The 23856-nt window shown below is 68.9% G+C and carries 23 protein-coding genes; 5 read left to right on the forward strand and 18 right to left on the reverse strand.

Annotated elements, in window-relative coordinates:
• Positions 1-62 precede the first annotated feature (62 nt).
• Positions 63-1562, forward strand: a complete 1500-nt coding sequence (locus OG876_RS40080; RefSeq protein ID WP_328521955.1) for a fibronectin type III domain-containing protein — start codon at positions 63-65, stop codon at positions 1560-1562.
• Here the strand turns inward: OG876_RS40080 and OG876_RS40085 are convergent.
• Genes OG876_RS40085 through OG876_RS40105 form a run of 5 tightly spaced genes read right to left on the reverse strand, consistent with a single transcriptional unit; the run spans position 1549 to position 7018 of the window.
• Entirely contained in the window at positions 1549-2820 is a 1272-nt protein-coding gene (locus tag OG876_RS40085; protein WP_328521956.1) for a hypothetical protein, read from the reverse strand. The two genes, OG876_RS40080 and OG876_RS40085, sit on opposite strands and share 14 nt — an antisense overlap.
• Before the next feature lie 9 nt (positions 2821-2829).
• On the reverse strand, positions 2830-3606 hold the full coding sequence (locus OG876_RS40090; protein ID WP_328521957.1) for a WecB/TagA/CpsF family glycosyltransferase: 777 nt from the start codon (positions 3604-3606) through the stop codon (positions 2830-2832).
• Positions 3607-3609: 3 nt separating this feature from the next.
• On the reverse strand, positions 3610-4593 hold the full coding sequence (gene gmd / locus OG876_RS40095) for a GDP-mannose 4,6-dehydratase (RefSeq protein ID WP_328521958.1): 984 nt from the start codon (positions 4591-4593) through the stop codon (positions 3610-3612).
• Positions 4590-5528 carry a GDP-L-fucose synthase family protein gene (locus tag OG876_RS40100; protein ID WP_328521959.1) on the reverse strand — a complete coding sequence of 313 codons (939 nt, stop codon included), beginning with the start codon at positions 5526-5528 and terminating at the stop codon, positions 4590-4592. Before OG876_RS40100 ends, gmd begins: the two co-directional genes overlap by 4 nt.
• A complete protein-coding gene (locus tag OG876_RS40105) occupies positions 5528-7018 on the reverse strand; it encodes a sugar transferase (RefSeq protein ID WP_328521960.1) in 1491 nt (496 codons plus the stop codon). The genes OG876_RS40100 and OG876_RS40105 overlap by 1 nt, the downstream gene beginning before the upstream one ends.
• Positions 7019-7309: 291 nt before the next feature.
• On the opposite strand from OG876_RS40105, the gene OG876_RS40110 reads away from it, so the two are divergent.
• Positions 7310-7924, forward strand: a complete 615-nt coding sequence (locus OG876_RS40110; RefSeq protein ID WP_328521961.1) for a phosphatase PAP2 family protein — start codon at positions 7310-7312, stop codon at positions 7922-7924.
• A gap of 2 nt (positions 7925-7926) precedes the next feature.
• Here the strand turns inward: OG876_RS40110 and OG876_RS40115 are convergent, their stop codons facing one another.
• From OG876_RS40115 to OG876_RS40165, 11 genes are all read right to left on the reverse strand, one after another.
• Positions 7927-8826 (reverse strand): phytanoyl-CoA dioxygenase family protein, encoded by a 900-nt coding sequence (locus tag OG876_RS40115; protein WP_328521962.1) that lies wholly within the window; start codon positions 8824-8826, stop codon positions 7927-7929.
• 126 nt (positions 8827-8952) lie between these two features.
• Complete coding sequence (locus tag OG876_RS40120; protein ID WP_328521963.1) at positions 8953-10269, reverse strand: glutamate-1-semialdehyde 2,1-aminomutase; 1317 nt, start codon at positions 10267-10269, stop codon at positions 8953-8955.
• Positions 10266-10814: a dTDP-4-dehydrorhamnose 3,5-epimerase family protein gene (locus OG876_RS40125; protein ID WP_328521964.1), complete on the reverse strand. Its 549-nt coding sequence runs from the start codon at positions 10812-10814 to the stop codon at positions 10266-10268. The genes OG876_RS40120 and OG876_RS40125 overlap by 4 nt, the downstream gene beginning before the upstream one ends.
• A 2-nt stretch (positions 10815-10816) precedes the next feature.
• Entirely contained in the window at positions 10817-12076 is a 1260-nt protein-coding gene (locus tag OG876_RS40130; RefSeq protein WP_328521965.1) for a polysaccharide pyruvyl transferase family protein, read from the reverse strand.
• 2 nt (positions 12077-12078) lie between these two features.
• Positions 12079-13023 (reverse strand): glycosyltransferase family 2 protein, encoded by a 945-nt coding sequence (locus OG876_RS40135; protein WP_328521966.1) that lies wholly within the window; start codon positions 13021-13023, stop codon positions 12079-12081.
• A complete protein-coding gene (locus tag OG876_RS40140; protein WP_328521967.1) occupies positions 13020-14303 on the reverse strand; it encodes a hypothetical protein in 1284 nt (427 codons plus the stop codon). Before OG876_RS40140 ends, OG876_RS40135 begins: the two co-directional genes overlap by 4 nt.
• Before the next feature lie 11 nt (positions 14304-14314).
• A complete protein-coding gene (locus OG876_RS40145) occupies positions 14315-15436 on the reverse strand; it encodes a class I SAM-dependent methyltransferase (RefSeq protein WP_328521968.1) in 1122 nt (373 codons plus the stop codon).
• Between the two features lie 14 nt (positions 15437-15450).
• Positions 15451-16116, reverse strand: coding sequence for a PIG-L deacetylase family protein (locus tag OG876_RS40150; protein ID WP_328521969.1), 666 nt, complete (start codon positions 16114-16116; stop codon positions 15451-15453).
• Positions 16116-16970 (reverse strand): glucose-1-phosphate cytidylyltransferase, encoded by an 855-nt coding sequence (locus tag OG876_RS40155; RefSeq protein ID WP_328521970.1) that lies wholly within the window; start codon positions 16968-16970, stop codon positions 16116-16118. The genes OG876_RS40150 and OG876_RS40155 overlap by 1 nt, the downstream gene beginning before the upstream one ends.
• Before the next feature lie 28 nt (positions 16971-16998).
• Positions 16999-18231, reverse strand: coding sequence for a class I SAM-dependent methyltransferase (locus OG876_RS40160; protein ID WP_328521971.1), 1233 nt, complete (start codon positions 18229-18231; stop codon positions 16999-17001).
• Entirely contained in the window at positions 18231-19307 is a 1077-nt protein-coding gene (locus tag OG876_RS40165) for an NAD-dependent epimerase/dehydratase family protein (protein ID WP_328521972.1), read from the reverse strand. Before OG876_RS40165 ends, OG876_RS40160 begins: the two co-directional genes overlap by 1 nt.
• Before the next feature lie 201 nt (positions 19308-19508).
• Between OG876_RS40165 and OG876_RS40170 the strand changes: the two genes are divergently transcribed.
• Positions 19509-19910, forward strand: a complete 402-nt coding sequence (locus tag OG876_RS40170) for a helix-turn-helix domain-containing protein (protein WP_328521973.1) — start codon at positions 19509-19511, stop codon at positions 19908-19910.
• A 181-nt stretch (positions 19911-20091) separates the two neighbouring features.
• Here OG876_RS40170 and OG876_RS40175 read toward each other — a convergent pair whose 3' ends face one another.
• Together OG876_RS40175 and OG876_RS40180 are read right to left on the reverse strand one after the other, a co-directional pair.
• A complete protein-coding gene (locus tag OG876_RS40175; RefSeq protein ID WP_328521974.1) occupies positions 20092-20763 on the reverse strand; it encodes a hypothetical protein in 672 nt (223 codons plus the stop codon).
• The gene (locus OG876_RS40180) at positions 20763-21128 is read right to left on the reverse strand and encodes a hypothetical protein (RefSeq protein ID WP_328521975.1); all 366 of its coding nucleotides are present in this window, start codon (positions 21126-21128) and stop codon (positions 20763-20765) included. Before OG876_RS40180 ends, OG876_RS40175 begins: the two co-directional genes overlap by 1 nt.
• A 146-nt stretch (positions 21129-21274) precedes the next feature.
• Here OG876_RS40180 and OG876_RS40185 point away from each other — a divergent pair, with 146 nt between their 5' ends.
• Both OG876_RS40185 and OG876_RS40190 read left to right on the forward strand, forming a co-directional pair.
• Positions 21275-22615 (forward strand): nucleotide sugar dehydrogenase, encoded by a 1341-nt coding sequence (locus tag OG876_RS40185; RefSeq protein ID WP_328521976.1) that lies wholly within the window; start codon positions 21275-21277, stop codon positions 22613-22615.
• The gene (locus OG876_RS40190; protein ID WP_328521977.1) at positions 22612-23856 is read left to right on the forward strand and encodes a glycosyltransferase family 4 protein; all 1245 of its coding nucleotides are present in this window, start codon (positions 22612-22614) and stop codon (positions 23854-23856) included. Before OG876_RS40185 ends, OG876_RS40190 begins: the two co-directional genes overlap by 4 nt.

Consider the following 23856-nt stretch of genomic DNA (forward strand, 5'->3'; position numbering starts at 1 on the left):
CTTTGTCGTAGGCAACCGGGCGGGGCTGCCGGACGTCTAGGGGGTAAGGGGATGGGGGGAACATGGGGAGAAGACTGTTTGCTGCGCTGGGCGCCGCCGGCCTCGTGCTCGGCCTGGCGCCGGCACAACCCGCGGTCAGCACCGGGGCCGGCCTGACCGCGGTCGCCGGATCGGCCTGGCAGACCGATGCCAGCGTGCTCGGCCTGGCCGTTGCCAAGGGCAAGGCGTACGTCGGTGGCCGGTTCCTGAAGGTCCGTCCGCCGGGAGCGGCGACCGGGACCAACCAGACCAGCCGGACCTACCTGGCCGCGTTCAACCAGAGCACCGGTGCCCTCGACACCGGCTTCGATCACGTGGTGAACGGGATCGTCTGGGCGATCGTCGCGTCCGCGGACGGGTCCCGGGTGTACGTCGGCGGCGACTTCACCCGCGTCGACGGCCAGGTCCGGAACCGGATCGCGGCCTTCGACACCGCGACCGGCGCACTGGTCGCGAACATCAAGCCGAGCGTGTCGTACCGGGTGAAGGCGCTCGCGATCGGCGGGACCAGCCTGTACTTCGGCGGCTCGTTCGGGCTCGTCAACGGCGTGGCGAGGAACCGGGCGGCCGCGATCAGCACGGTCAACGGCAGCCTGCTGCCGTGGAACCCGAACGCCGACAACGACGTGTACGCGATCGACGCGGCCGACGACAACTCGAAGGTCTACCTGGGCGGGACCTTCGCGAAGGTCGGCGGAACGAGCCGGTGGGCCGTTGCGAGCGTGAACAACGCGACCGGTGCGCTGCTGCCGTTCGCCGCGGCCTCCGCCGTACCCCTGCCGACCAGCGGGTGCACGTCCCGGGTCAAGGACATCGAGACATCCGGGAACCGGGTGTACTTCTCCAATGCCGGCGACGGCGGCGGGTGCTTCGACGGGACCTGGGCGGCGGATGTGGCCACCGGCAACTTGGTCTGGAGGAACACCTGCCTCGGCGCGACCGAGGCGCTCACCGTGGTGAACGGCTGGCTGTTCAAGGGCTCGCATGCGCACAGCTGCCCGGGAGCGTTCAGTGACGGCACCGGCGCGCACTTCCTGCTGCTGCAGAACCCGGCCAACGGATCCCTCGGGCCGTGGTTCCCGAACACGAACGCCGGCCCGCCGACCGAGGTCGGCCCGCTCGTCTCGGCGACCGGAGGGAGCGATCTCTGGGTCGGCGGCGACTTCACCAAGGTCAACGGCGTGGGCCAGCAGGGTCTGACCCGCTTCACCAACCTCGGCTCCGGCGCCGCGCCGCTCGGCCCAGTGCTGCCGACGCTGACGAGTACGACGGCCGGTCAGGTGAAGGCCACTGTCCAGACCTCGTTGGACAACGACGACATCACCCTCACCTACCGCTTGCTGCGCGGCGCGAGCAACACGGTCGTCGCCACCACCACGGCCAACTCCACCTTCTGGAGCCGGCCGAACGTCACCCTCACCGACACCACAGCCCCGTCCGGCACCTCACAGATGTACCGCATCGAGGTCTACGACGGGCACAACACAGTCCGCGGCGGCTACTCCACCATCACGGTGAAGTAGCCGCGCGGCGATGGGCTGTGATGGCTCGGTGGGCCTGGAACCACCAGAGCAGGAGTGTCGTGAAGGAGGCGGTGGCCAGGCCCCAGGCGGCGCCCTTTGCGCCCCAGAGGAAGGCGCCTCCGACACCGCAGATGATCAGGATGACCGAGGAGATCAGGCGGACCCGGAGACCGCGCGTGGCGGCGGTGAGGGCGCGGAGGATGGCGAAGGCGCCGGCGTTGGAGGCTCCCAGGGCCTGCAAAAGAATGACCGGGATGAGGACCTCGTGGGCCTGGGTCCAGACGCCCGGGCCGAGGAGCTGACGACCCACGAATGGGGGCAGCAGCAGGAAGATCGCGCCCCAGGCCAGTGCGCCCGCACCGACGCCGAACGAGATCGCCAGGCCGACCAGCCACAGGCGGCGGTAGGAGTGGCGGAGGGCACGGGCGGCTTCGGGGACGGAGATCATCCGGATGCCCTGGTTGAGGACGTTCACCGGGCCGAGCAGGACCTGGGCACCGCGGATGCCGGCCGTGGCCGCCAGCCCCGCGGCAGCGGTGATGCCGAGCATGTAGACCTGGATGGTGCCGGACACCGCGAGCATCTCCCCCACGTACTTCGGGCTGAGATCCCAGTTCCGCCGTACCCACTCGCGGATCAGCTGGCGCCGCGGTGACACGCCGGCCTGGAACCGCCCGGCGATCGCCGCGATCATCGCGCCCAGTCCCCACGCGAAGGTCAGCGAGGGTGCCGACGCCGTGTCGGTGAGATAGAGCCCGCCGAAGATCGCCAGCATCGCCAGCAGCCAGATCAGGTCGTTGACGAGGGCCTTCTGCCCCTCACCCACCACGAAGAACGCCCACCGCCACGCGTCCTGCAGCAACAGCCCCGGCATCGTCACCGCGAAGGCGATCAGCACTCCCTTCGACGGAACGCCGGGGAACGCCGCGATCGCCAGTCCGACGAGCATCGCCAGGAATCCGGCCAGCAGCGCAGTCGCCGTACTGGCTCGCACCGCCCGTTCCCAGTCGGGCGTCCGCGCACCGGAGTGGCGGACGGCCAGCGGCTCGGTCGAGACCGCGCGGGACACATTGAGCGCGATCGTGTAACCGCCGAACGCCAGCGCGTAGACACCGAAGTCGGCGACCGTGCTGGACCGCGCGACCACCACTCCGACCGCGAGATTACTCAGGCTGGACAGCGCCTGGTCGGCCAAACCCCAGCTCGCGCGACCGGCCGGTCCGGCCAGCCGACGTAGCTTCGGCCGCCGGAACTTCACCGCCTCACTCTAGAGGGGGCGCGGGGGACGCCGCATGATACCTAGGCCGAAACGCGGGATGCCCAGGAGATACCGGCGCCAGAGGCGCTTGGGCTCCTTGTAGAGGCGGTAGCTCCACTCCAGGCCGGCTCGCTGCATCCACAGCGGCGCGCGGTCGAGGCGGCCCGTGTGGAAGTCGAAGGCGGCGCCGACGCCGATCAGGATCGACGCGTTCAGCCGGTCCCGGTGGTCGGCCATCCAGCGCTCCTGCTTGGGTGCGCCGAGTCCGACCCACACGATGTCCGGGCGGGCCGCGTTCATCCGCGCCATCACCTCGGCGTCCTCGGTCTCGGTGAGCGGCCGGTACGGCGGGCATTCGGCGCCGACGACCTTCAACGCGGGGTGGCGCTCCTGGAAGGTGTCGCCCAACTCCTCGGCCACGCCCTCCGCACCGCCGTAGAAGTACTGCGTCCAGCCGCGGTCGGCCGCCTCCGCCATCACCCGCTCGAGCAGATCGGGCCCGGCGACCCGATCCATCCGCTCGAAGCCGGCCTTCTTACCCGCCCACACCAACGGCATGCCGTCCGGCACCGTCAGGCCGGCCGTGTTGTACACCTCGGTCAGCCGCTCGTCGGCACGGGCGTGCAGCAGTGCGTTCATGTCGGCCACGCAGACCAACTGCCGCTCGTCGCCGTCGATCCAGCGCGCGAACGTCCCGATCGTGTGGTCCAGATTGGTCACGCTGACATGGATGCCCAGGACATCGACACGATCCGCGGCGGCCAGCTCCGTGTGCATATCGGTCATCCGTCAGTCCTCCGGGGTCAGCGCGGCCAGGTCGGCGTCGACCATGATCCGGACCAGCTCGGGCACGTGAACCTGGGCTTTCCAGCCGAGCTCGGTGGTGGCTCTGGACGCGTCCCCGATCAGCGAGTCCACTTCGGTCGGGCGTTCGTACCGCACGTCGTAGTCGACGTACTCCTCCCAGTCCAGCCCGGCGTGGGCGAACGACAGTGCGACGAAGTCGCGGACCGAGTACGACGTACCCGTCGCGATCACGTAGTCGGCCGGAGTGTCGTGCTGCAGCATCCGCCACATGGCCTCGACGTACTCCGGTGCGTAGCCCCAGTCGCGGCAGGCGTCCAGGTTGCCCAGGTACAGCCGGTCCTGCCGGCCGAGCTTGATCGCGGCGACCGCACGGGTGATCTTGCGGGTCACGAACGTCTCACCGCGGCGCGGGCTCTCGTGGTTGAACAGGATCCCGTTGACCGCGAACATGTCGTACGCCTCGCGGTAGTTCCGGGTCATCCAGTACCCGTACAGCTTCGCGGCGCCGTACGGCGAGCGCGGGTGGAACGGGGTCTCCTCGTTCTGCGGCGGGGGCGTAGCGCCGAACATCTCCGACGACGACGCCTGATAGAACCGGCAGTCCAGCCCGATCATCCGGATCGCCTCGAGCAGCCGCGTCGTCCCCATCCCGGTCGTGTCACCGGTGTACTCCGGCTCGTCGAACGAGACCCGCACATGGCTCTGCGCGGCCAGGTGGTACACCTCGGACGGCTGGATCGACGCCAGCAACGTCACCAGCCGCGACCCGTCGGTCAGATCGCCGTAGTGCAGGAACAGCCGCTTGTCCTTCGCGTGCGGATCCTCGTACAGGTGGTCGATCCGGCGCGTGTTGAACGTCGAAGCGCGCCGGATCAGGCCGTGCACCTCGTAGCCCTTGGCGAGCAGCAGCTCGGCCAGGTACGACCCGTCCTGCCCGGTGATCCCGGTGACGAACGCCTTCTTCACGATGCCTGCTCCCGGTTCTGCTGGTACCAGGCGTACGTGGCGGCTACACCATCGTAGAGGTCGACGGACGGCTTCCACCCCAGCGCCAGCAGCCGGCTCACGTCGAGCAGCTTGCGGGGGGTGCCGTCCGGCTTGGACAGATCGTTGCTGATGGCACCGGTGTACCCGACCACGCGGGCGACCAGCTCGGCCAGCTCCCGGATCGTCACATCCGCACCGACCCCGACGTTGATCGGCTCCGGCGCGTCGTAGTGCTCGAGCAGATGCAGGCACGCATCGGCCAGGTCGTCCACGTGCAGGAACTCGCGCCGCGGCGTACCGCTCCCCCACAACACGACCTCGGGGGCATTGGTACGACGAGCCTCGTCGAAGCGGCGGATCAGCGCGGGCAACACGTGCGAACTGGTCGGGTCGAAGTTGTCGTTCGGCCCGTACAGATTCGTCGGCATGGCGGAGATCCAGTGCAGCCCGTACTGGCGTCGCACTGCCTGGACCTGCATGATCCCGGCGATCTTCGCGATCGCGTACGCGTCGTTCGTCGGCTCGAGCTCACCGGTCAGCAGACTCGACTCGCGGATCGGCTGCTCGGCGTACTTCGGGTAGATGCAGGACGACCCGAGGAACAGCAGCCGCGGCGTGCGGACCTCGAGCGCCGCGTCCATCAGGTTGACCTGGATGCGGAGGTTGTCGCTGAGGAACTCGGTCGGGTGATCCCGGTTCGCCAGGATGCCGCCGACCCGCGCGGCCGCGTCGATCACCACGGCCGGCCGGTGCTCGGCCAGGAACGCGAAGGTGGCCGACCGATCCCGCAGGTCCAGCTCGGACGACGTCGCGCCGATCAGGTGGGTGAAGCCGGCCGCTTCCAGGCGACGCCAGATCGCCGAGCCGACCAGGCCGCGGTGACCCGCGACGTACACCGGTGCACGATGGTCCATCAGTACGCTCCCGCGCCGTAGATCACCGCACGCACGGTCTTCCAGAGGATCAGCAGGTCCAGCGTCATCGACCAGTTGTCGACGTACCGCAGGTCGAGCCGGACCGACTCGTCCCAGGACAGGTCGCTGCGACCGCTGACCTGCCACAGGCCGGTGATCCCGGGCTTGACCAGCATCCGCCTCGAGTCGTCGGCGGCGTACAGGGCGACTTCCTCCGACAGCGGCGGGCGCGGGCCGACCAGCGACATGTCGCCGCGCAGCACGTTGAACAGCTGAGGGATTTCGTCGAGCGAGAAGCGCCGGATCCACCGGCCGAGCGGCGTCATCCGCGGGTCGTCGCGCATCTTGAAGACCACGCCGTTGCCGTCGCTCAGCGCGTACAGATCACACAGCCGCTGCTCGGCGTCGGAGTACATGCTCCGGAACTTCAGCATGGTGAACTCGACACCCGCCCGGCCGACCCGCTGCTGCCGGAACAGCACCGGACCAGGACTCGACAGACGGACGGCCAGCGCCAGACCGATCAGCACCGGTGCCAGCAGGACGATGAATCCGAGGGCGACGACGCGATCGAAGACGGCCTTCATCAGGTGCGGGCCGCCGCTCACCGACGGGCGCTCCAAGTGCAACAGGGACAGACCGGCGACCGGGCGTACGGAGATCCGCGGGCCGGCCACCTCGATGATGCCGGGCGACACGATCAGCTCGATGCCGCGCTGCTCCAGCGCCCAGGACAACCGGCGCAGCGACTGCCCCGCCAACTCCGGATCGGTGGCGACGGCGACCACCTCGACCGCGTGCCGGTCGGCGGCGGCCAGGATGTCAGGCTCGGCCAGTTCCTCCGGCTGCAGCGGCCCGTTGGCGTGCGCGTCGCCGCGCGGCCGGCACGTCGCCACCACCCGGAACCCGTCGGTCGGGCGGCTCTCGAGGTGCTCACACAGCGTCGCGGCCGGACCGCTACGCCCGACCACGAGAACCCTGTGCATGCAACGGCCTCTGACCCGGTGCCGATGGAGGTCCTTCCGCAACGCGTACCGCAGCACCAACGCGGAACCGACCATCACCGGAATCGCCAACACGACGAAGCCGCGGGCGATCTCGGTCTTGGTCACGTACGACGCCATCGCGACAGCGGCCGTGAGACCGACACCCGAGCGAAGCAGCGACCGGAACTCGTCCGGACCGGCGCCGAAGTACCGCGGGTCGTAGCCCTTTGACAGGGCGACCGCGCCGACCCAGGCCAGCGGCAGCACACTGCTGACGACCAGATAGCCACTGCCGACGTGATAGCCGAAGCGAGTCAGCAGGGCGATGGAGACACCGAGCATCGCGGCGAGCAGGTCACCGCCCACGGCGGCCCAGCGGTACACGCCGACCCAGCGCGGCTCGGTCGACCGCGACGGAAGCGGGACGATCGCCGGCACCTCGTGCGGCACCACCCAGAGCGGCCGGCGGCCATCGACCGCATCCGGCGCCTCTGCTCCGCTCACCCCGGCCCCTCGTCTCACGCTGCCAACGCCCGAACACGGTGCGTGCCCGGCGCAGTCTGCAGTCTCCCTGTCAGAACTGTCAAACGGAGATCGTCACCAAAGGTGACGGCAAACCTACTTGCCACACATCCCCAGGAGTTCACCCGCCCGTCGGCGGTGCGACATGGCAGAGTACTACGCGCGAGGGCCTGCGACGACGCCGACTCGAGAACCCTTGGATAGAATTTGCGTGGGGTGGGGGGATTGAGCCAAGCCGGTGCTGATCGTGCGCGCGCAGGAGTCCGACCGGCCGTGGTGCCGGCGCTCCGGCGGTCGGTGCTGCCGCTGATGGTGCTCGGTCTGCTCCTACTCACCGTGCCCGCGGTGGCGTACGCCGGCGACACCCGACCGGGGCGGCTGGATCGATGGATCCAATCGGTTGTCGACCACACTCCGTCCGCCGCGCGGGACAGCGCTCTCGCGCTCGACTGGCTCGGTGAGCCGACCGGCCGGGCTCTCCTGGTGCTCGCCACCGCAGCGGTGTGTCTGCTCGCCGGGCGCCGCGCCCTGGCCGTGACCGCGGTGGTTGCCTCGGTCCTGACCGCCGTACTGACGACCGGGCTCAAGTACGTCGTCGATCGCCGGATCCATGACGGTTTCCTGTCCTACCCCAGCGGCCACACCGCCGCGCTCGCGGCCATCGGCCTTGTACTAGGCCTGTTGCTGGCCGACGTGCTCCGCGCCGGCCCGATCCTCGGTACGGCGCTCGTCCTCGGACTCGCCGTACTCGGTGGAGCGTTGATGGCGTGGGCGCAGATCGACCTGACCGCGCACTACCCCACCGACACCGTCGGTGGGGTAGGCAGCGCGCTCGTTGTCGTCCCGGCGACAGGACTGCTGATCGACCGGCTCAGACGACAACCCTGAACTCAGGCGACGTCGTCGTCGACCTTCGGAGTGTCGAAGGCGTCGACGACCTCGGCCGGGATGTGCTCCAGGTCGCTGACCCGCAGGTAGTCGCCCATCGTGGTACCAGTGCACTCCGAGTCGATGTTCGGCGCGGTCAGGCCCGCCACCGCATCGCCCAGGTGCACCGTCCGCAGATCGATGCTGAACCGAGTCCGCCCCGACGTGTTCGGCACGCTGGAGTGCAACTGAGCCCCGGAGAACAGGATGATGCCGCCGGGCTTGCAGATCGGCCGGATCTGAGGTGTCAGTTCGACCTCTTCCTCCGGCACCGGCTGGATCCGGGTGTCGGTGCCGATCTGGGTCGCGGCGATCTTCCGGCTCGTCGCGTTCCACTCCGCGTAGTTGTAGACCCGGGAGCTGTTCCGGACCGGGGTCTGCCAGTACCTCGGGTGGAAGGCCAGCCCGTTGTCGTCGCTGATCGCGAAGATCGGCAGCCACCAGTTGAGCTGGAAGTGCGGCGCCGAGTACCACGTGTCGCGGTGCGGATGGAACGCGAACGCGATCCCCGTGGTGAGGTAGTCGTTCGACGTCGAGCTCCGCATCCGCGGCACGTCGAAGTACGTCTGCTCCTCGTCGCAACCGAAGTCGGCCAGCATCTCCTGGATCAGCCGCTTCGACTCCGGGTGGTGGATGAACGCCGGCTTCAGCTCGGCCAGCAGCGCCGCGTAGTCCTCGACGGCCATCTCGAACTGCGCCGTCTCCGGATCGAGCGGCGCGAAGGCCTCCCGGGCCATCGCGGCCGCGAACTCCGTCAGCGCCAGCGTGGACGGCCGCGGCGAGTAGACGAACAGGTCGCCGTCGTACAGCTTCTGCCTGCGTTCGTCGTCGCCGAACCCGGCGTCGACATAGATGGAATGCATGATGAACCCCCCTCTCGTCGAACCGGCTCCTTACCGGCTCGGACCAAGTCCCCGTACCCCAGCCGGCTGCCTCGAGAGGTCATCGGCGGGCGCGCCCCCCAGCGCGTCGTGTGTTGTGTACAGCAGTTACGTGTAGCGGCGGAAGACCGGTTTGACCGGGCGGCCGCCCATCCATCCCTTCGGGTCGCCGGTGTCGAGTGCCTCGCGGTAGACCGCGCACGCTCCGGCGACCACCTCCACCGTCCGGGCGATGTCCTCGTCGGTCAGGGCCGCGCTCACCACGAACGACGGGCCGATGACGCCGCCGAGGATTAGTTCCCGGAGGAAGAGCGTGCGGTACGGCTGCGACGGCGTCAAGGTCTCGTCGAGCGTCGCGAAGACCAGGTTGCTGGCCCGGCCGCGGACGAGGACATGGTCCTGGACCCCAGCCGCGGCGGCGACCTCACGGACACCGGCGGCCAACTTGTCGCCCAGCTCGTGCAGACGAGCCGAGATTCCTTCCTCCTCGTAGACGTTCATGGTGGCGATCGCGGCCGCAAGGGCGTGCGTCTCGGCGCCATGGGTCGTGCTGAGCAGGAACACCCGCTCGTGGTTGTCCCGCAGTCCCCCGCGCTCCATCAGCTCGCGCCGACCCGCCAGCGCCGACACGGCGAACCCGTTGCCGAGTGCCTTGCCGAAGGTGGACAGGTCCGGCGCCACGCCGTACAGGCCCTGTGCGCCGGAAGCCGAGAAGCGGAAGCCGGTGATCATCTCGTCGAAGATCAGCAGCGCGCCGTGGCGGTGGGCCAGGTCGCGCAGGCCTTCGAGGTACCCGGCCGGCGGGTCGTGCTGAGTTGCCGCCTCGAGGATCAGGCAGGCGACCTGGCCCTCGTGCTGGGTCAGCATCTCCTCGGTCGCGGCCAGATCGCCGTACGGGAAGCCGATCGTCAGCTCGCCGATCTCGCCGGGGATACCGGCCGACATCGCCGTCCGGGCGATGAACCAGTCGTCGATCGAGAAGAACGCGTGGTCGGAGCACAGCGCGATCAGCGGCCGGCCGGTGACCGCGCGGGCCAGCTTGACCGCGGCGGTGGTGGCGTCCGAGCCGTTCTTCGCGAACTTCACCATGTCGGCCGTCGGGACCGAGGTGAGGAAGCGTTCCGCCGCATCGAGCTCGATGATGCTCGGGCGGACGAAGTTGCTGCCGCGGTCCAGCTCGCGCCGGACCGCCTCGATCACCTTCGGGTGCGCGTGCCCCAGGCTGACCGCACGCAGGCCGGAGCCGTACTCGATGTACTCGTTACCGTCGACATCCCAGACGTGCGCGCCGGCGCCGTGCGAGATCACCGGCGCCATGTCCTCCGGGTACTGGTCCTCGCCCTTGGCGTAGGTGTGCGCGCCGCCGGGGATCAGGTCCTGCAGGCGCTTGTTGGCCGCGATCGAGTTGCCGAACGACGTGGTCATGACAGCCTCGCGGTGGCCAGGGCGAGGGACGGAGCCGCCTTGTCCCGGTCGGACATCAGCGTGACCGGCAGCGGCCAGGGAATGTCGAGGTCCGGATCGTCGAACGCGATCGAGACGTCCTCGGACGGGTCGTGGGCCCGGTCGATCCGGTACGACACGTCGGCCGGCTCGGTGAGCGCCTGGAACCCGTGCGCACACCCGGCCGGGACGTAAACCGTCACCTGGTTGTCGCCGGTCAGGTCGAAGACCTCACGGTTCCGGTACGTCGGTGAGCCCGGGCGCAGGTCGATCACGACATCGAACACCTCGCCGTACGAACAGCGGACGAGCTTGGCCTCGCCGGCGCCCGCGCGGATGTGCATCCCGCGGACGACGCCACGCCGTGAGCGGGAGATGCTGTCCTGGACGAAGGCGTCCGGGTCGAGGCCGGCCCCCTTCACCACATCACGGTCGAAGGTGCGCGAGAAGAACCCGCGCTCGTCCCGGTGCGGACTCGGCCGGAACACCAGCGCCCCCGCGATTCCCGGTACCTCGATGACGTCCATCGCTATTCCCCCTGTTCGATGTCCACCGCGACACGGGGCGTCGTACCGGCCCCGAACAACGCAGCGGACAGTACGTCGTACTGCCGCTCGAGTGCCTCGGCGTACTCGGCGTTCCGTGCCCGCATGGCCGGGACGACCGCGTCCGCCCGGGCCTCGAGCGCGCGGAACTGATCGATCAGCCGCGCCACGTCGAGACCTTGGATCGGCTGCCGGAACTCGGCCAGCCGCATCTGCTCCATCAGCAGGTCGCTCTTGGTCCCGTAGCTGATCGAGATGGTCGGTATCGACAGCTTCAGCGCGGACAACACGTTGTGATAGCGCGAGGCGACCACCACGTCGGTTCCGGCGAGCTGTTCCATCAGTTCACCGAGCGACTCGGCCGGCTCGCTGATCAACCGATCCTCGGCCAGGTCCGGCCGGGTCTGCCGCAGGTCGTCCTGGACCGCTTCGACCACCGACAGGTCGCTCGGGTCGCCGATGACGAGGCGGATCCGGTAGTCCTGGTCGACGAGCCAGCGGGCGAACTCGACGATCTTCGCGGTGTACTCCGCGTAGATCTCGTCGGCCCGGGCCCGGTCGGCGTTGGTGCCGTGATAGGCCATCACTCCGAGCCCGACCGTGCGCCGCGACTCATCAGCGGGCGCCGGCTCAGCGGGTTCGGGCAACGCGAAGGCCAGGTCCGGATAGACCTCGTCCCCACTCGTGTCGAGACCCATCTGCCGCATCGCGTCCCGGGAGTACCCGTCCCGGTAGGAGCGGTACGACGCAAGTCGCGCGGCCCCGGTGAACAGCCACCGCAGCGACCGCTCGCGTGCCACGTTCGCACCGACGTTGACGAACGCGGTCTTCGTGCCGGCCGTCCGCGCCGACAGCGTCATCAGGAACAGTGCGTACGGCCAGCCCCACGGCCGCAGCTCCAGCGTGGTCTCGAACACGCCCATGCCGGGCACGATCACCACGTCGTACTGGCGGAGCAGCCGCGGCATCCGGACCAGGTCGGCCACCTTGCCGAACGCCTTGCGCGCAACGGAGTCGAGCCTGGAGCGGCCAGGGCCATGTTGCTGGTACCAGGTGATGGCGACCGACGGGATGCCGTACTGCTGCTCGAACACCTCGGGTCCGGCGCACACGCAGCTGATCTCCGCCTCCGGGTGCCGGGTCCGGACGAACGCGAGCATCGCGTCGAGCGAGCCGTGGTTGCCGATGTTGCCGGATCCCAGCAGGCCGAAGAAGGCGACCCGCGGCCTGCGTGCGTCGTTCATGCCTACGAGCCCTCCTGGTGCCGGACGACGCCCGAGCTCTCCGGGATCGCGGTCGGCGGCGTGGCCGGCTTGCTGTCCTCGATCCGGCCGGTCGAGCGGCGTACGGCGCGGTTCGCCAGCCAGCGGGTCAGATGGCCGTAGCACTCCCGCCGGTCGGCCGACGACAGCGGCGCCCGCCGGATCCCGCCGACGAAGCCGCCGATGTACTCCGAGACCAGCCGGACGGTGGGATGACGCAGCCGGCTCGCCCGCCGCGGCTCCATGTTCGCCGACCGGGACCGGATGGTCGGCTTGGCCCGCTCGGCCCGATCGGGGTGGTCGCGGCGGAAGAAGAGCAGCTCGGGCACCTGGTGGAACCGTCCGTACAGGGCCAGCTCGGCCATGATCGTCCGGTCCGAGTGGTGGTAGCTGCCGTTCAGCGGCGTACGGCGCAGGATGTCGGAGCGCATCACGCCGTAGAAGTCGTCGCCGCCGACGTCGAACAGCAGGCTGCGGAACCGGTCCGGTGCGTGCGGGTTCGCGGTGTCCAGCGGGTAGTCGACCTTCAGCACGATGTCGCCGTTGCCGTCGATGATCGCCTGGTGGGCGTGCGCGAGTACCAGGTACGGGTCGGCGTCCAGCGCGTCGATGCACCGGCCCAGCAGGTCCCGGCCGTAGAGGTCGTCGTACGACGCCCACTTGAACAGCTCGGTGCTGGACTGGTCGAACGTCCAGTTGTGGTTCGGGGTGGCGCCGATGTTGACCGGCTGCCGGAAGTAGCTGATCCGCGAGTCCTTGGCCAGGTACTCCCGGCAGATCTCCTCCGTGCTGTCGGTCGAGGCGTTGTCGGAGATGATCAGGTGGAAGTCGCCGTAGCTCTGCCCCAGCAGGGCGTCCAGGGACTCCGTGAGGTACTTCTCGCCGTTGTAGACCGGAAGGCCGACACTCAGCCGCGGTTGCGCGTTCATGTGCTCCTCATCTCAGGCATCTCCTGCCGGTCAACCGCCGCGGCCGGCTCGGACTGCAGCTCCGCTTCCAGCTGCTTGCGTTCGCGGACCCCGGTCCGCAGCGTGAACCACCAGACGAAGGCGGCGCAGAACGTCGCACACGCGGCGCCCCAGGCCGATCCCCGGGCGCCACCGATCACACCGCCGGCGACGCCGCCTACCAGGTAGAACGCCGAGGCGCACAGCTGGGCCCGCAGACTCCGGCGGGCTACTCCGAGTGCGCGCAGGCCGGCCGCGGCACCGGTGTTGAACCCGGCGTTCGCCACCGACAGAGTTGCCGGCAGCAACAATGCTGAGGAGGTCAGCCAGACCTCACCGAGCAGTGCGTGCCCCCAGGCGTCGGGCAGGGCGACCAGCAGCACCAGCCCCCAGGCCAGCGCCGCGAAGAACTGGGCGCCGCCGAGCAGCAGGCAGAAGATCGGCAGGGCCCGGACCGATCGCCGCAGCACCCGCGCCGCCTCCGGAACCGCGACCAGGCCGACGCCGGACAGCACGATGAAGAACGGCCCCAGCAACATCTCGGCGCCGCGGACCGTGCCGACCGCCGCGACCCCGGCGAACGCGCCTAGCCCATACATCCGGAGCTGGTACGCACCGCTGATGGTCAGGTTCTCGGTCAGGTAGCGCAGGCTGAGATCGTGGTGGTCCCGGAGCCAGTGCAGTGCGCGCCCCACCCGCGGCATGATGCCTGCCTGCAGCCCGCTCACCAGTGCCGCGAACGCTCCGGCCCCGCCCCACGCCAGCACGAACCTGGTCACACTCGCGTCCTGCGAGGCCAGGTACAGCAGCGGCACCAGGGCGAGGGCCCAGGTGATGTCGCTGACGAACGCCTTGCCGCCTTGCCCCGACGCGAAGAACGCGAACCGCCAACTGTCCTGCAGCATCAGTCCGGGCAGCACGATGCCCAAGGCGATGAACCCCGCCCCCGTGTGTCCACCGATCAGCGCACCGACGACGGCACAGACCGCGCCAAGCGCCAGGCCGACCGCGATCGCCATCCCGGACGAACTCGCGACCGCCGTCCGCCAGAGCGGTCGCTCGACCCCGCTGAACCGCACGGCCAGGGGATCGGTCCCCAGGCCACGCGAGATGTTGACCACCACGCCGTACGTCACCCACGCGAGGCTGAACGCGCCGAACTCCAGCGCTCCGAGCTCGCGGGCGACGACGATGCCCACCACGAAGCTGACCAGGCTGGTCACGGCCTGGTCAGCCAGTCCCCAGGTGAGGCGGCGCAGCACTCCGCGCATTGTCAGCGACCCATCTCGTGGGGCTCGGGGAGCGGGACGAGGTACGTCGCACCCCAGCCGCCACCGGTCTCGAGCTGCGAGATCACCTCGTCGGCGATGTCCCAGGTCAGGATCAGTACGACGTCGGGCCGCGCCGCGCGCAGTTCGTCGATGGGCCGGATCGGTACGCCGCAGCCGCCGGGGATCCGGCGTCCGTGCTTACCGGGTGCGGCATCGACCGTGAACGGCAGCAGGTCGGTCCCGACCTTGCTCAGGTCCAGCAACACCGGCGCCTTCGAGGGAGCGCCGTACCCGAGCACTGTCCGGCCGGCGGCCTTGTGACGGGTCAGAACGTCGTGAAGCGCACCGGCGGCATGCCAGGCAGCCTCTTGCAGGCTGGCCAGCTGCACCTCGTCGGCGATGCCCGCGGCGTCCTCGTCCTCGAGCAGTACGTCGACCGACGGATCCGGCTCGGCGTCCGCGGTGTGCCGGAGCATCACCATCAGGCTGCCGCCGAACATGTCGACCTGCTTCACCGACTCGACGGTCAGACCGTAGAGCGCACCCAGCCGCTGCACCGCCCGCAGCGACAGGTAGGACCAGTGTCCGTGCCGGATGGTGTCGAACTGGTTGCCGATGAACAACGGCAACAGGTGGTGGAACTCCAGCACCAGGAGGCCGCCGGGCGCGAGCCGCTCGGCCCGGAGCTGCATCAGCTCGCCGACCGCCGGCTCGTGGGCGATGCCGTGGACGTCGACCACCAGGTCGGCCCGTTCGCCGTCACCGGCCAGCCGGCACCCCTCGGCGTACAGGTGCTCGAGCCAGGAGCCACCGTGGTGGCTGGCGAACTCGAACACGACTCCACCGGCGAGCTCCGGGTAGTCCCGCAGAAGTTCCTTCACCGACGACTCGGCGTGCGCGATGCTCGTCGCCGACTCGACCGCCAGCGGCGGCTCGGGCAGCTGCGGCTCGACCGGACCGAGCTGGACCAGCGTGCAGTCCCGGCACAGCCACAGCTCCAGCGGCCAGCGCGGATCCGGACCCGGCGTGTCCGCGGTCGGGAAGTAGTCGGCACAGGGCTGCGCACCCAGATCCACGACCGGTACGACGTTCTCCCCCGCGCACCCACGACACTTGAAGCTCACTGCTCCCCCTCCGGTCACCATGTCAACATCGCCTTGGCCGTGGTGAACGCTTCGGCGTACTTCGCCCGGCACTCCATCCCGCGCAGCCGGGCCAGCCCGGCGAAGACCTCTTCGTCGAACCAGTCGTGCGGGACCTGGGACGGGTAGGCCTTGTGCAGCCGGGCGACCTTCTCCCGCAGCTGCTCCTCGGTCAGTTCGACGTACAGCCACGGCCGGCTGATGTCGCCGTCCCACTTGGGGATCTCGTAGTGCAGCACCAGCTGGTCGCGCCACACCGTCGGCGCCAGTTCGGCGATCAGGCGGTGGTCCTGGTGCGCGTCGGTGCGGCTCGGCGCCAGCACCAGATCAGGGCGACGCCCAGAACCGGTGTTACAGCCCCGAGCCGTTGCCTCTAGCAACTCTTTGGTCTCGTTCCAGTACGACGGCAACCGGCCGTCCGGCAGCTCGGCCGAGGTGACGGTCACCTCGCAGTCGGGCAGGAACAGCTCCGCCGCGCGACGGGCCTCCTCCAGCCGGAGCGAGGTCCCGGTCGCGATCACGAACTCGGCGGTCAGCTCCGGCACCGACTCGGCCAGCTTGAGCAGCGTGCCGCCGCAGCCGATCTCGATGTCGTCCGGATGGGCGCCGAGGGCAACCAGGTGGACCGGCCCGTCGATCAGGCCGAGCTGGAACGGCAGCATCAGATCGCCACCACTACCGGCCCGTCGGCCGATCCGCCGGTGGCCTTGTCGAACACCTGGCTCTGCTGCTCGCGGGCCTCGTGGCTCCACAGCGCCCACGGCTTCTTGCCGGACCGGTACAGCTCCTCCAGCTGGCTGCGCTCCTTGAGCGTGTCCATCGGCGCCCAGAACCCGTGGTGCGGGATCGCCTCCAGCCTGCGCATCGCGGACAGCCGCGGGAACGCGTCGCCGACCAGATCCTCGTCCTCGTGCAGGACGTCGAAGATCTCCTTCTTGATCACGAAGTAGCCGCCGTTGATCCACACGTTCAGGTCGGCGGCCGACCGCAGCCCGGTGATCCGGGCATCGGTGCCGAACTCGACCACGTGGAAGGACGCCTGCGGCGGTACCGCGAGCAGGCTGGCGGTGATGTCGCTGGTCATCACGTGGTCGACGATCTTGTCCATCGGTGCGTCGGTCAGCACGTCGCCGTAGTTGGCCAGGAAGGCGTCGTCGTCCTCCAGGTACGGACGGACCCGGCGCAGCCGCTCACCGATGCTGGTGTCGATCCCGGTGTCGACGAAGGTGATCTTCCACTCGCTGATGTCGGAGTCGAGCAGCTGGATTCGTTGCCCGCCCTTCGACATCACGAAGTCGTTGGAGACCGTCTCCTCGTAGCGCAGGAAGTACTCCTTGACCGCGGACCCCCCGAAGCCCAGGCACAGGATGAACTCGGTGTGGCCGAAGTGTGCGTAGTACCGCATCACATGCCACAGGACCGGCCGGTCGCCGATCGTCATCATCGGTTTCGGTGCGGAGTCCACCCCACTGCGCATCCGCAGCCCGAACCCCCCACAGAAGATCACGACCTTCATCTGACTTCCCTTCCCCCCAACACGTTTTTCAGATCACTTCGAGACGAGGAATGGGTACGACGAACTTCGCGCCCCACTCTCGTGCGTAGCCGAGCTGATGGACGATCTCCTCCCGCAGGTTCCACGGCAGGATCACGATGTAGTCGGGGCGCGTCTCGGCGAGGCGCTCCGGGGCGAAGATCGGGATGTGCGTGCCCGGCAGGAACATGCCGTGCTTGTGCGGGCTGCGGTCCACCGTGTACGTCAGCAGGTCCTCGCGGATGCCGCAGTGGTTCAGCAGCGTGTTGCCCTTGCCGGGTGCGCCGTACCCGGCGACCGTCTTGCCGTCGCGCTGGGCCTGGATCAGGAACTCGAGCAGCTCGGCCTTGATCGTGAAGACCTCCTTGGCGAAGCCCATGTGGCCCTCGACCGTGTGCAGGCCGGCGTCCTCCTCGTCCTTCAGGACCTTCCCGACCAGCTCGGACGGTTCCCCCGCGGTCTCGATCGGTGTCGAGAACACCCGGAGCGATCCGCCGTGGCTGGCCAACTCCTGGACGTCGACCACCTTCAGGCCGGCCTTCTCCAGCGCCAGCGCTGCGGTCTTCAGGGTCAGGTACTGGTAGTGCTCGTGGTAGATCGTGTCGTACTGACGACGCTCGATCAGCCGGAGCAGATGCGGGAACTCCAGCGACACCAGGCCGTCGTCCTTCACCAGCGCACGCAGGCCCTTGGCGAAGTCGACGATGTCCGGCACGTGCGCGAACACGTTGTTGCCGACGACAAGGTCCGCCTGCCCGTGCCGGGACGCCGCGTCCTTGCCGGTCTCCTCGCCGAGGAAGTAGCTCTCGGTCCGGATGCCCTTCTCGTTGGCGATCTCGGCGATGTTCGCGGCCGGTTCGATGCCGAGCACTGGGATGCCCAGCGCGGTCGCATGCTGCAGCAGGTAGCCGTCGTTGCTGGCGGCCTCGACGATCAGGCTCTCGGCGCCGAGGTCGAGCCGCTCCTGCATGTCGACGACGAACCGGCGGGCGTGCTCCACCCAGCTGGTCGAGTACGACGAGAAGTACAGGTAGTCGCTGAACACGTCGTCGGCCGCGACGTACGCCGGCAGCTGGACCAGCAGGCAGTTGTCACAGATCCGGACGTGCAGCGGGTAGAACGTCTCACCGCTGTCCAGCTGGTCGGCGCGCAGGTAGCTCTCGCACGGCGGCGACATCCCCAGGTCGACGAACGTCCGCGTCAGTGTCTGGCCACAGAGGCGGCAGGCGACTGATTCCCCCATCAGTGCTTCTCCTCGAATAGAGCGTCCCCAGGACCGGGGAACTGGTCGTCGGTCTGCCGGCGCAGCTGGTCGTCGACCAGGCCCGCGCCGAGCAGTTGCTGGATCCGGCGCAGCCGGACGAACTGGGCGGAGTTGAAGTCGTCGAGCGTCAGGCCGTGCCGCTGGTAGGCGTTGTACAGCTCGTCGACGCCCTTGCGGACCGTCCACTGCAGCCGCAGCTCCGGGAAGGTGTCATTCAGCTTGCTGAAGTCGACCTTGTAGTTGCGCAGGTCCGGGCCGGCGCCGTCGGCGATCGACAGGGTCGAGCCGGGCACCGCCTCGCGGACCATCTCGGCGATGTCGCGGACCTGGACGACGTCCTCGGACCGGCCGACGTTGAACGCCTCGTCGTGGATCACCTCGCGTGGCGACTCCAGCACGGTCAGGAACGCCCGGCTGATGTCCTCGATGTGGACCAGCGGGCGCCACGGCGTGCCGTCGCTCTCCAGCCGGACCTGACCGCTGGTCATCGCGATCGCGGTCAGGTTGTTCACCACGATGTCGAGCCGCAGCCGGGTCGAGGCGCCGTACGCGGTGGCGTTGCGCAGGTACGTCGGGCTGAAGGTGTCGTCGGCAAGTTTCGCCAGCTCCTGCTCGGCCAGCGCCTTGGTCTCGCCGTACGGCGTGACCGGGAACATCTCGGCGTCCTCGGCAACGGCTTCGGAGCCGGCCGCGCCGTACAGGCTGCAGGACGACGCGAACAGGAACCGCTCGACGCCCGCGTCCTTGGCCGCCTGCGCGACGTTCAGCGTCCCGTCGAGGTTCACCGAGTACGTCGCGTCCTTGTTCAGGTGACCCAGTGGATCGTTCGACAACGCGGCGAGACACACCACGGCGTCGTACCCCTCGAGCTCGGCCGGCCCGACGTCCCGCATGTCCCGCGGCTTGCGGCGCCCGATCGGATCCGGGCCCCCCAGCAGGTCGCACCCCTCGTACAACCCGGTGTCCAACCCGTCCACCTGATGCCCAGCATCCCGCAGGAACGGCACCATCACGGCCCCGATGTAACCCCGATCCCCGGTGACCAGAACCCTCATCCGTCGCTCCCCACGCCTCGGTTCCGTCATTCGCTACAACAGATCACCGAGCCGGCAGTCTGATACAAGCGATCCGGAATCAGTTCACCGCACCACTCGGCGACCGAAGCCACCGCGTCGAGTGGGGCAGCATGTCGCCGGCAAGCGATTGCCGGTCACCTGATCCCTACACTCAACAGCCGCCGTCGTGGACAAGGAACGATGAGTCACAGCCGCTGGAAGACTCTGCGTGAGCGGAAGCTCGCTGCGGGCTTCACCGAGCCCGAGGACGTGGCAGAGACACGTCGCGAGATCCGCCTGTCCATGGCTCTCGCGCAGGCCGTGTACGAACGCCGCACCGAGCTCGGCCTCACCCAAAGCGAACTGGCCGCCCGGGCCGGATTGACGCAGGCCAGGATCTCGCGCATCGAAGGTTCGGACACCGCCCCGACGCCGCCCCTGCTCTCGAAGCTTGCGCATGCCCTGGACGCTTCGCTCAACATCCCGCTCGACGAAGACAAGACGGTACTGCCGACCCGCCGCCGCCGTTTGAGGGGTCAACCCCTTGGCGTGTGGGTTGCGGAACCGAAATTTGCCTCCGCAACCCACCACTCGCGGGGTTGACCCCTCAAAGGTCGCAGGCGCAGGCCTGCCGGGGTGTTCGCCAACCCACCCGCGGCAGGCCAATCACCAGCCCGGGACCGCAGGACGACACCACCCCGATCGACGCGATACTTCGCCATCGGGCCCGAGATCCGCCGACCCAATGATCAACGCAACGTTGCTAGGCGCGGCACGAGCTAGGTCAGCGGTCGCGGGACTGGGATTGGCTGGAGCTGGGCGGGGACTTGGCCGGCGCATTCTGTGGCGTGGTCCGGGAAGGGACCGCGCTGCCGGCCGGCGGGCTGTCCCGCAGAATCGCCGCCTGCCGGATCAAGCCCGCCGGCATGGGAATCCGATGCGGCGTCGTCTGCACGCCCTGCCGTTGCGGCCCGACGTCAGGGCGTCCGCCACCGGTCAACCCCTGGAGCTCACGCTGAGGTATCCCCCGCCCCCGCCCCAAGCGTTCGCCCGTGATGGCTGCGGGATCGTCCGCTCGGTGCGCGAAGGCGACCACGTGCCGGTACGGCTGAGCGTTCGGATCGGTGACCACCCGGTTGCCCTCGACCCTCGGGAGCGGGTCGAACTCCCGGTAGGTGAGCCGGTGCGACGGACCCATCGGCCAGCCGTTGGTCTTGTACTCGTCGACGACCGGCACCTTGAGCTCGGCACAGTCCCTCAGGTCATGCGACCGCGGGCCGTAGCCAAGCTGCTTGCCTTCGTACTCCCCCTCCCGACCCTCTTGCAGCGCCTTCAGGCCCTTGATGACGGCGACGTATTCCTTGGATTCGTCGCTGCGGGGGTCACGCTTGCGCGCCTCGCTCAGCGCGTTGATCTGCGCCCGGAGGTCCTGGTGGAGGATCAGGTTGTACCGCATCAGGGCCGATGGTTGTCGCCGGGAGCGTTGCCGGTCTCGTCGTCCTCGACGTCGAGATCCCAGCCACCTTCACGGGCGGCGTCCTCGAACGAGATCCAATCCTCGGGGCGGGCGTTGGCGAGGCGGTCGCGGGTGATGCCTTCTACTCGTTTCTCGAACTCGGCTTCTTCCTTCATGGCCTCGTACTCGGCCCATTGGTCGAAGGAGATGACCACGCCTTCGGGTCGGGGGTGGTCGCCGAAGAAGACGGGTTCGGTGGCGCCTTCGCGGTACAGCTGGAGGATCCGGCCAAGGCTCTGACCGACGGTGGTGGTGTCGATGACCCGGACGCGGTCGCCGGACGGGAGGTCGTACAGGGCTTCCATGATCACTCCGATGGCTGGTCGCCGAACACGTTCTGTGACTCAGGATAGATATTTCGGGGGGCGTGTATCAGGCGGCCTCGCCCACTGCTCTTCTGTGCGCTGACGTACGTGGGGGATGCCTGCGTCATGAGCCTGTGGGGGGCGTTATGAAGGTTGCCGTATTCGGCTTGGGCTATGTGGGGTCGGTGACGGCCGCGTGCCTGGCCGCCAACGGCCACGACGTCTGGGGGGTCGATGTCGACACTGCGAAGGTCGGTCCGATCACAGAGGGACACAGCCCGGTGGTCGAACCCGGCCTGGACGAGCTGGTGGCGGAGGGGGTCACCGCGGGCAGATTGCACGCGACCACCGATCCGCGGCTCGCGCTGGAGCGCGCCGACGTCTCCTTGATCTGTGTGGGGACACCGTCGACGCCGGCCGGCAGTACTGATCTGACCTACATCCGGCGCGCGGTCCGCGACATCGCGGAAGCCGCGCACGTGGTGAACCCGCCGGTGTCCGGCTTCCACAGCATCGTGGTCCGCAGCACGGTCCCGCCGGGCACGGTCGACGAGGTGGTCGAACAGGTGCTGGCCGACGTACCACCGCCGGAGGGTCTCACCTTCGGTACGGCGATGACGCCGGAGTTCCTGCGTGAGGGATCGGGGCTGGCGGACTTCTACGACCCGCCGTTCGTGGTCGTCGGGACCCGGGACAAGAGGGTCGGTACCGCTCTGACCGACCTCTTCGGCTTCATCTTCTCCAAACGCGGCCTCGAGGTCGACATCCAGATCGTCGACGTCCGGACCGCGGAGGCGCTCAAGTACGCCTGCAACGCGTTCCACGCGACCAAGGTCTCGTTCGCCAACGAGATGGGCCGGATCTTCCGGCACTACGGCGTCGACTCGCGCGAGGTGATGCGGATCTTCGTCCAGGACACCAGCCTGAACATCTCGCCGTACTACCTGAAGCCCGGCTTCGCGTTCGGCGGCTCGTGCCTGCCCAAGGACCTGCGCTCGGTGCTGCACCTGGCCCGGGTCAACAACACCGACCTGCCGCTGCTGGCCGGCACGCTGGCCACGAACGAGCGGACCGTGAGCGACGTCGTCGACCGGGTCGTGGCCGGTCCGGGCCGCGAGATCGCGCTGCTCGGCCTGAGCTTCAAGCACGCCACCGACGACCTGCGCGAGAGTCCGAACGTCGAGCTGGCCGAGCGGCTGATCGGGAAGGGCTACAACCTGCGCATCTACGACGCGATCGTGAACCCGAGCCGCCTGGTCGGCGCGAACCTGCGGCACGTGACGTCCAAGCTCCCACACCTGCAACGGGTGCTCACCGACGACCCGGCGGCGGCCCTCAAGGATGCCGATCTGGCCATCGTCTCGGCCACCGACAGCGCGGCCGTGAACGCCCTGCTCAGCTCGCCGCCGGCCCGCACCATCGACCTGAGCGGCCGGCTCGGCGACGCCGTCGAGGCGCTGCCCGGATACGAAGGAGTGGGCTGGTGACCGGTCCGCGCGTCCTGATCATCATCCAGAACCTCTGGGTCCCGTTCGACCGCCGGGTCTGGCTGGAGTGCAAGGCCCTGGTGGCCTCCGGGTACGACGTGACCGTCGTGTGCCCGAAGGGTCCGGGCGACCCGTCGTACCAGGTCATCGACGGCGTGACCGTGCACCAGTACAAGGCCTACGCGCCGGGCGGCAGCAAGCTCGGGTTCGTCACCGAGTACGCCTACTCGTTCCTGATGACGCTGCGGCTGGTGCTGCGGGCCCGCAAGGCCGGCACGTTCCAGGTCCTGCAGGCCTGCAACCCGCCGGACATCTTCTGGCCGATCGCGATGCTGCTGCGCCGCCTCGACCGGACCCGGTTCGTGTTCGACCACCACGACCTGTGCCCGGAGCTGTTCCAGTCCCGCTTCGGCGGTACGACGAGCCTGCCGTACAAGGGACTGCGGTTCCTCGAGCGGATGACGCACCGCAAGGCCGATCACGTCATCTCGACGAACGACTCGTACCGGCGGATCGCGATCACCCGCAGCGGCAAGGCGAACCACGACGTGACCGTGGTCCGCACCGGGCCGGACCCGGACAAGTTGCGCCGCGACTCGTCTGGTGCGGACGAGTCGCGCCAGATGTTGAGGCGCGGGCACCGCTACCTGGTCACCTACATCGGCGTGATGGGACCGCAGGACGGCGTCGACATCGTCGTCCGCGCCGCCGATCACATCGTGAACAAGCTCGGGCGCACCGACGTCGCGTTCACGCTGATGGGTGGCGGTGACTCCTTCGACGACGTCGTGGCGCTGCGCGACGAGCTCGGTCTCGGCGACCACGTCGAGTTCACCGGCCGGGTGCCGGACGAGACCGTCCGCGCGGTGATGTCGACCGCGGACCTCGGCCTGTCGCCGGATCCGAAGAATCCGCTCAACGACGTGTCGACGATGAACAAGACGATGGAGTACATGGCCTTCGAGCTCCCGGTCGTCGCCTTCGACCTGATCGAGACCAAGGTGTCGGCCGAGGACGCCGCCGTGTACGTCGAGCCCAACGACGTCGCGCAGTACGGCGAGGCGATCGTCGACCTGCTCGACGACGAGGTACGGCGCCGCCGGATGGGCAAGCTGGGTCGCGAGCGGGTCGAGCGGGTGCTCGCCTGGAACCACCAGCGCAAGGCCTACCTCGAGGTGTACGACCAGCTCACCGGTCACGTCAGCCACGTCGGCGACGTCGCCCGGGCCACGGGGTCCTGA

This window comes from Kribbella sp. NBC_00359 (assembly GCF_036097425.1).
Lineage (GTDB): Bacteria > Actinomycetota > Actinomycetes > Propionibacteriales > Kribbellaceae > Kribbella.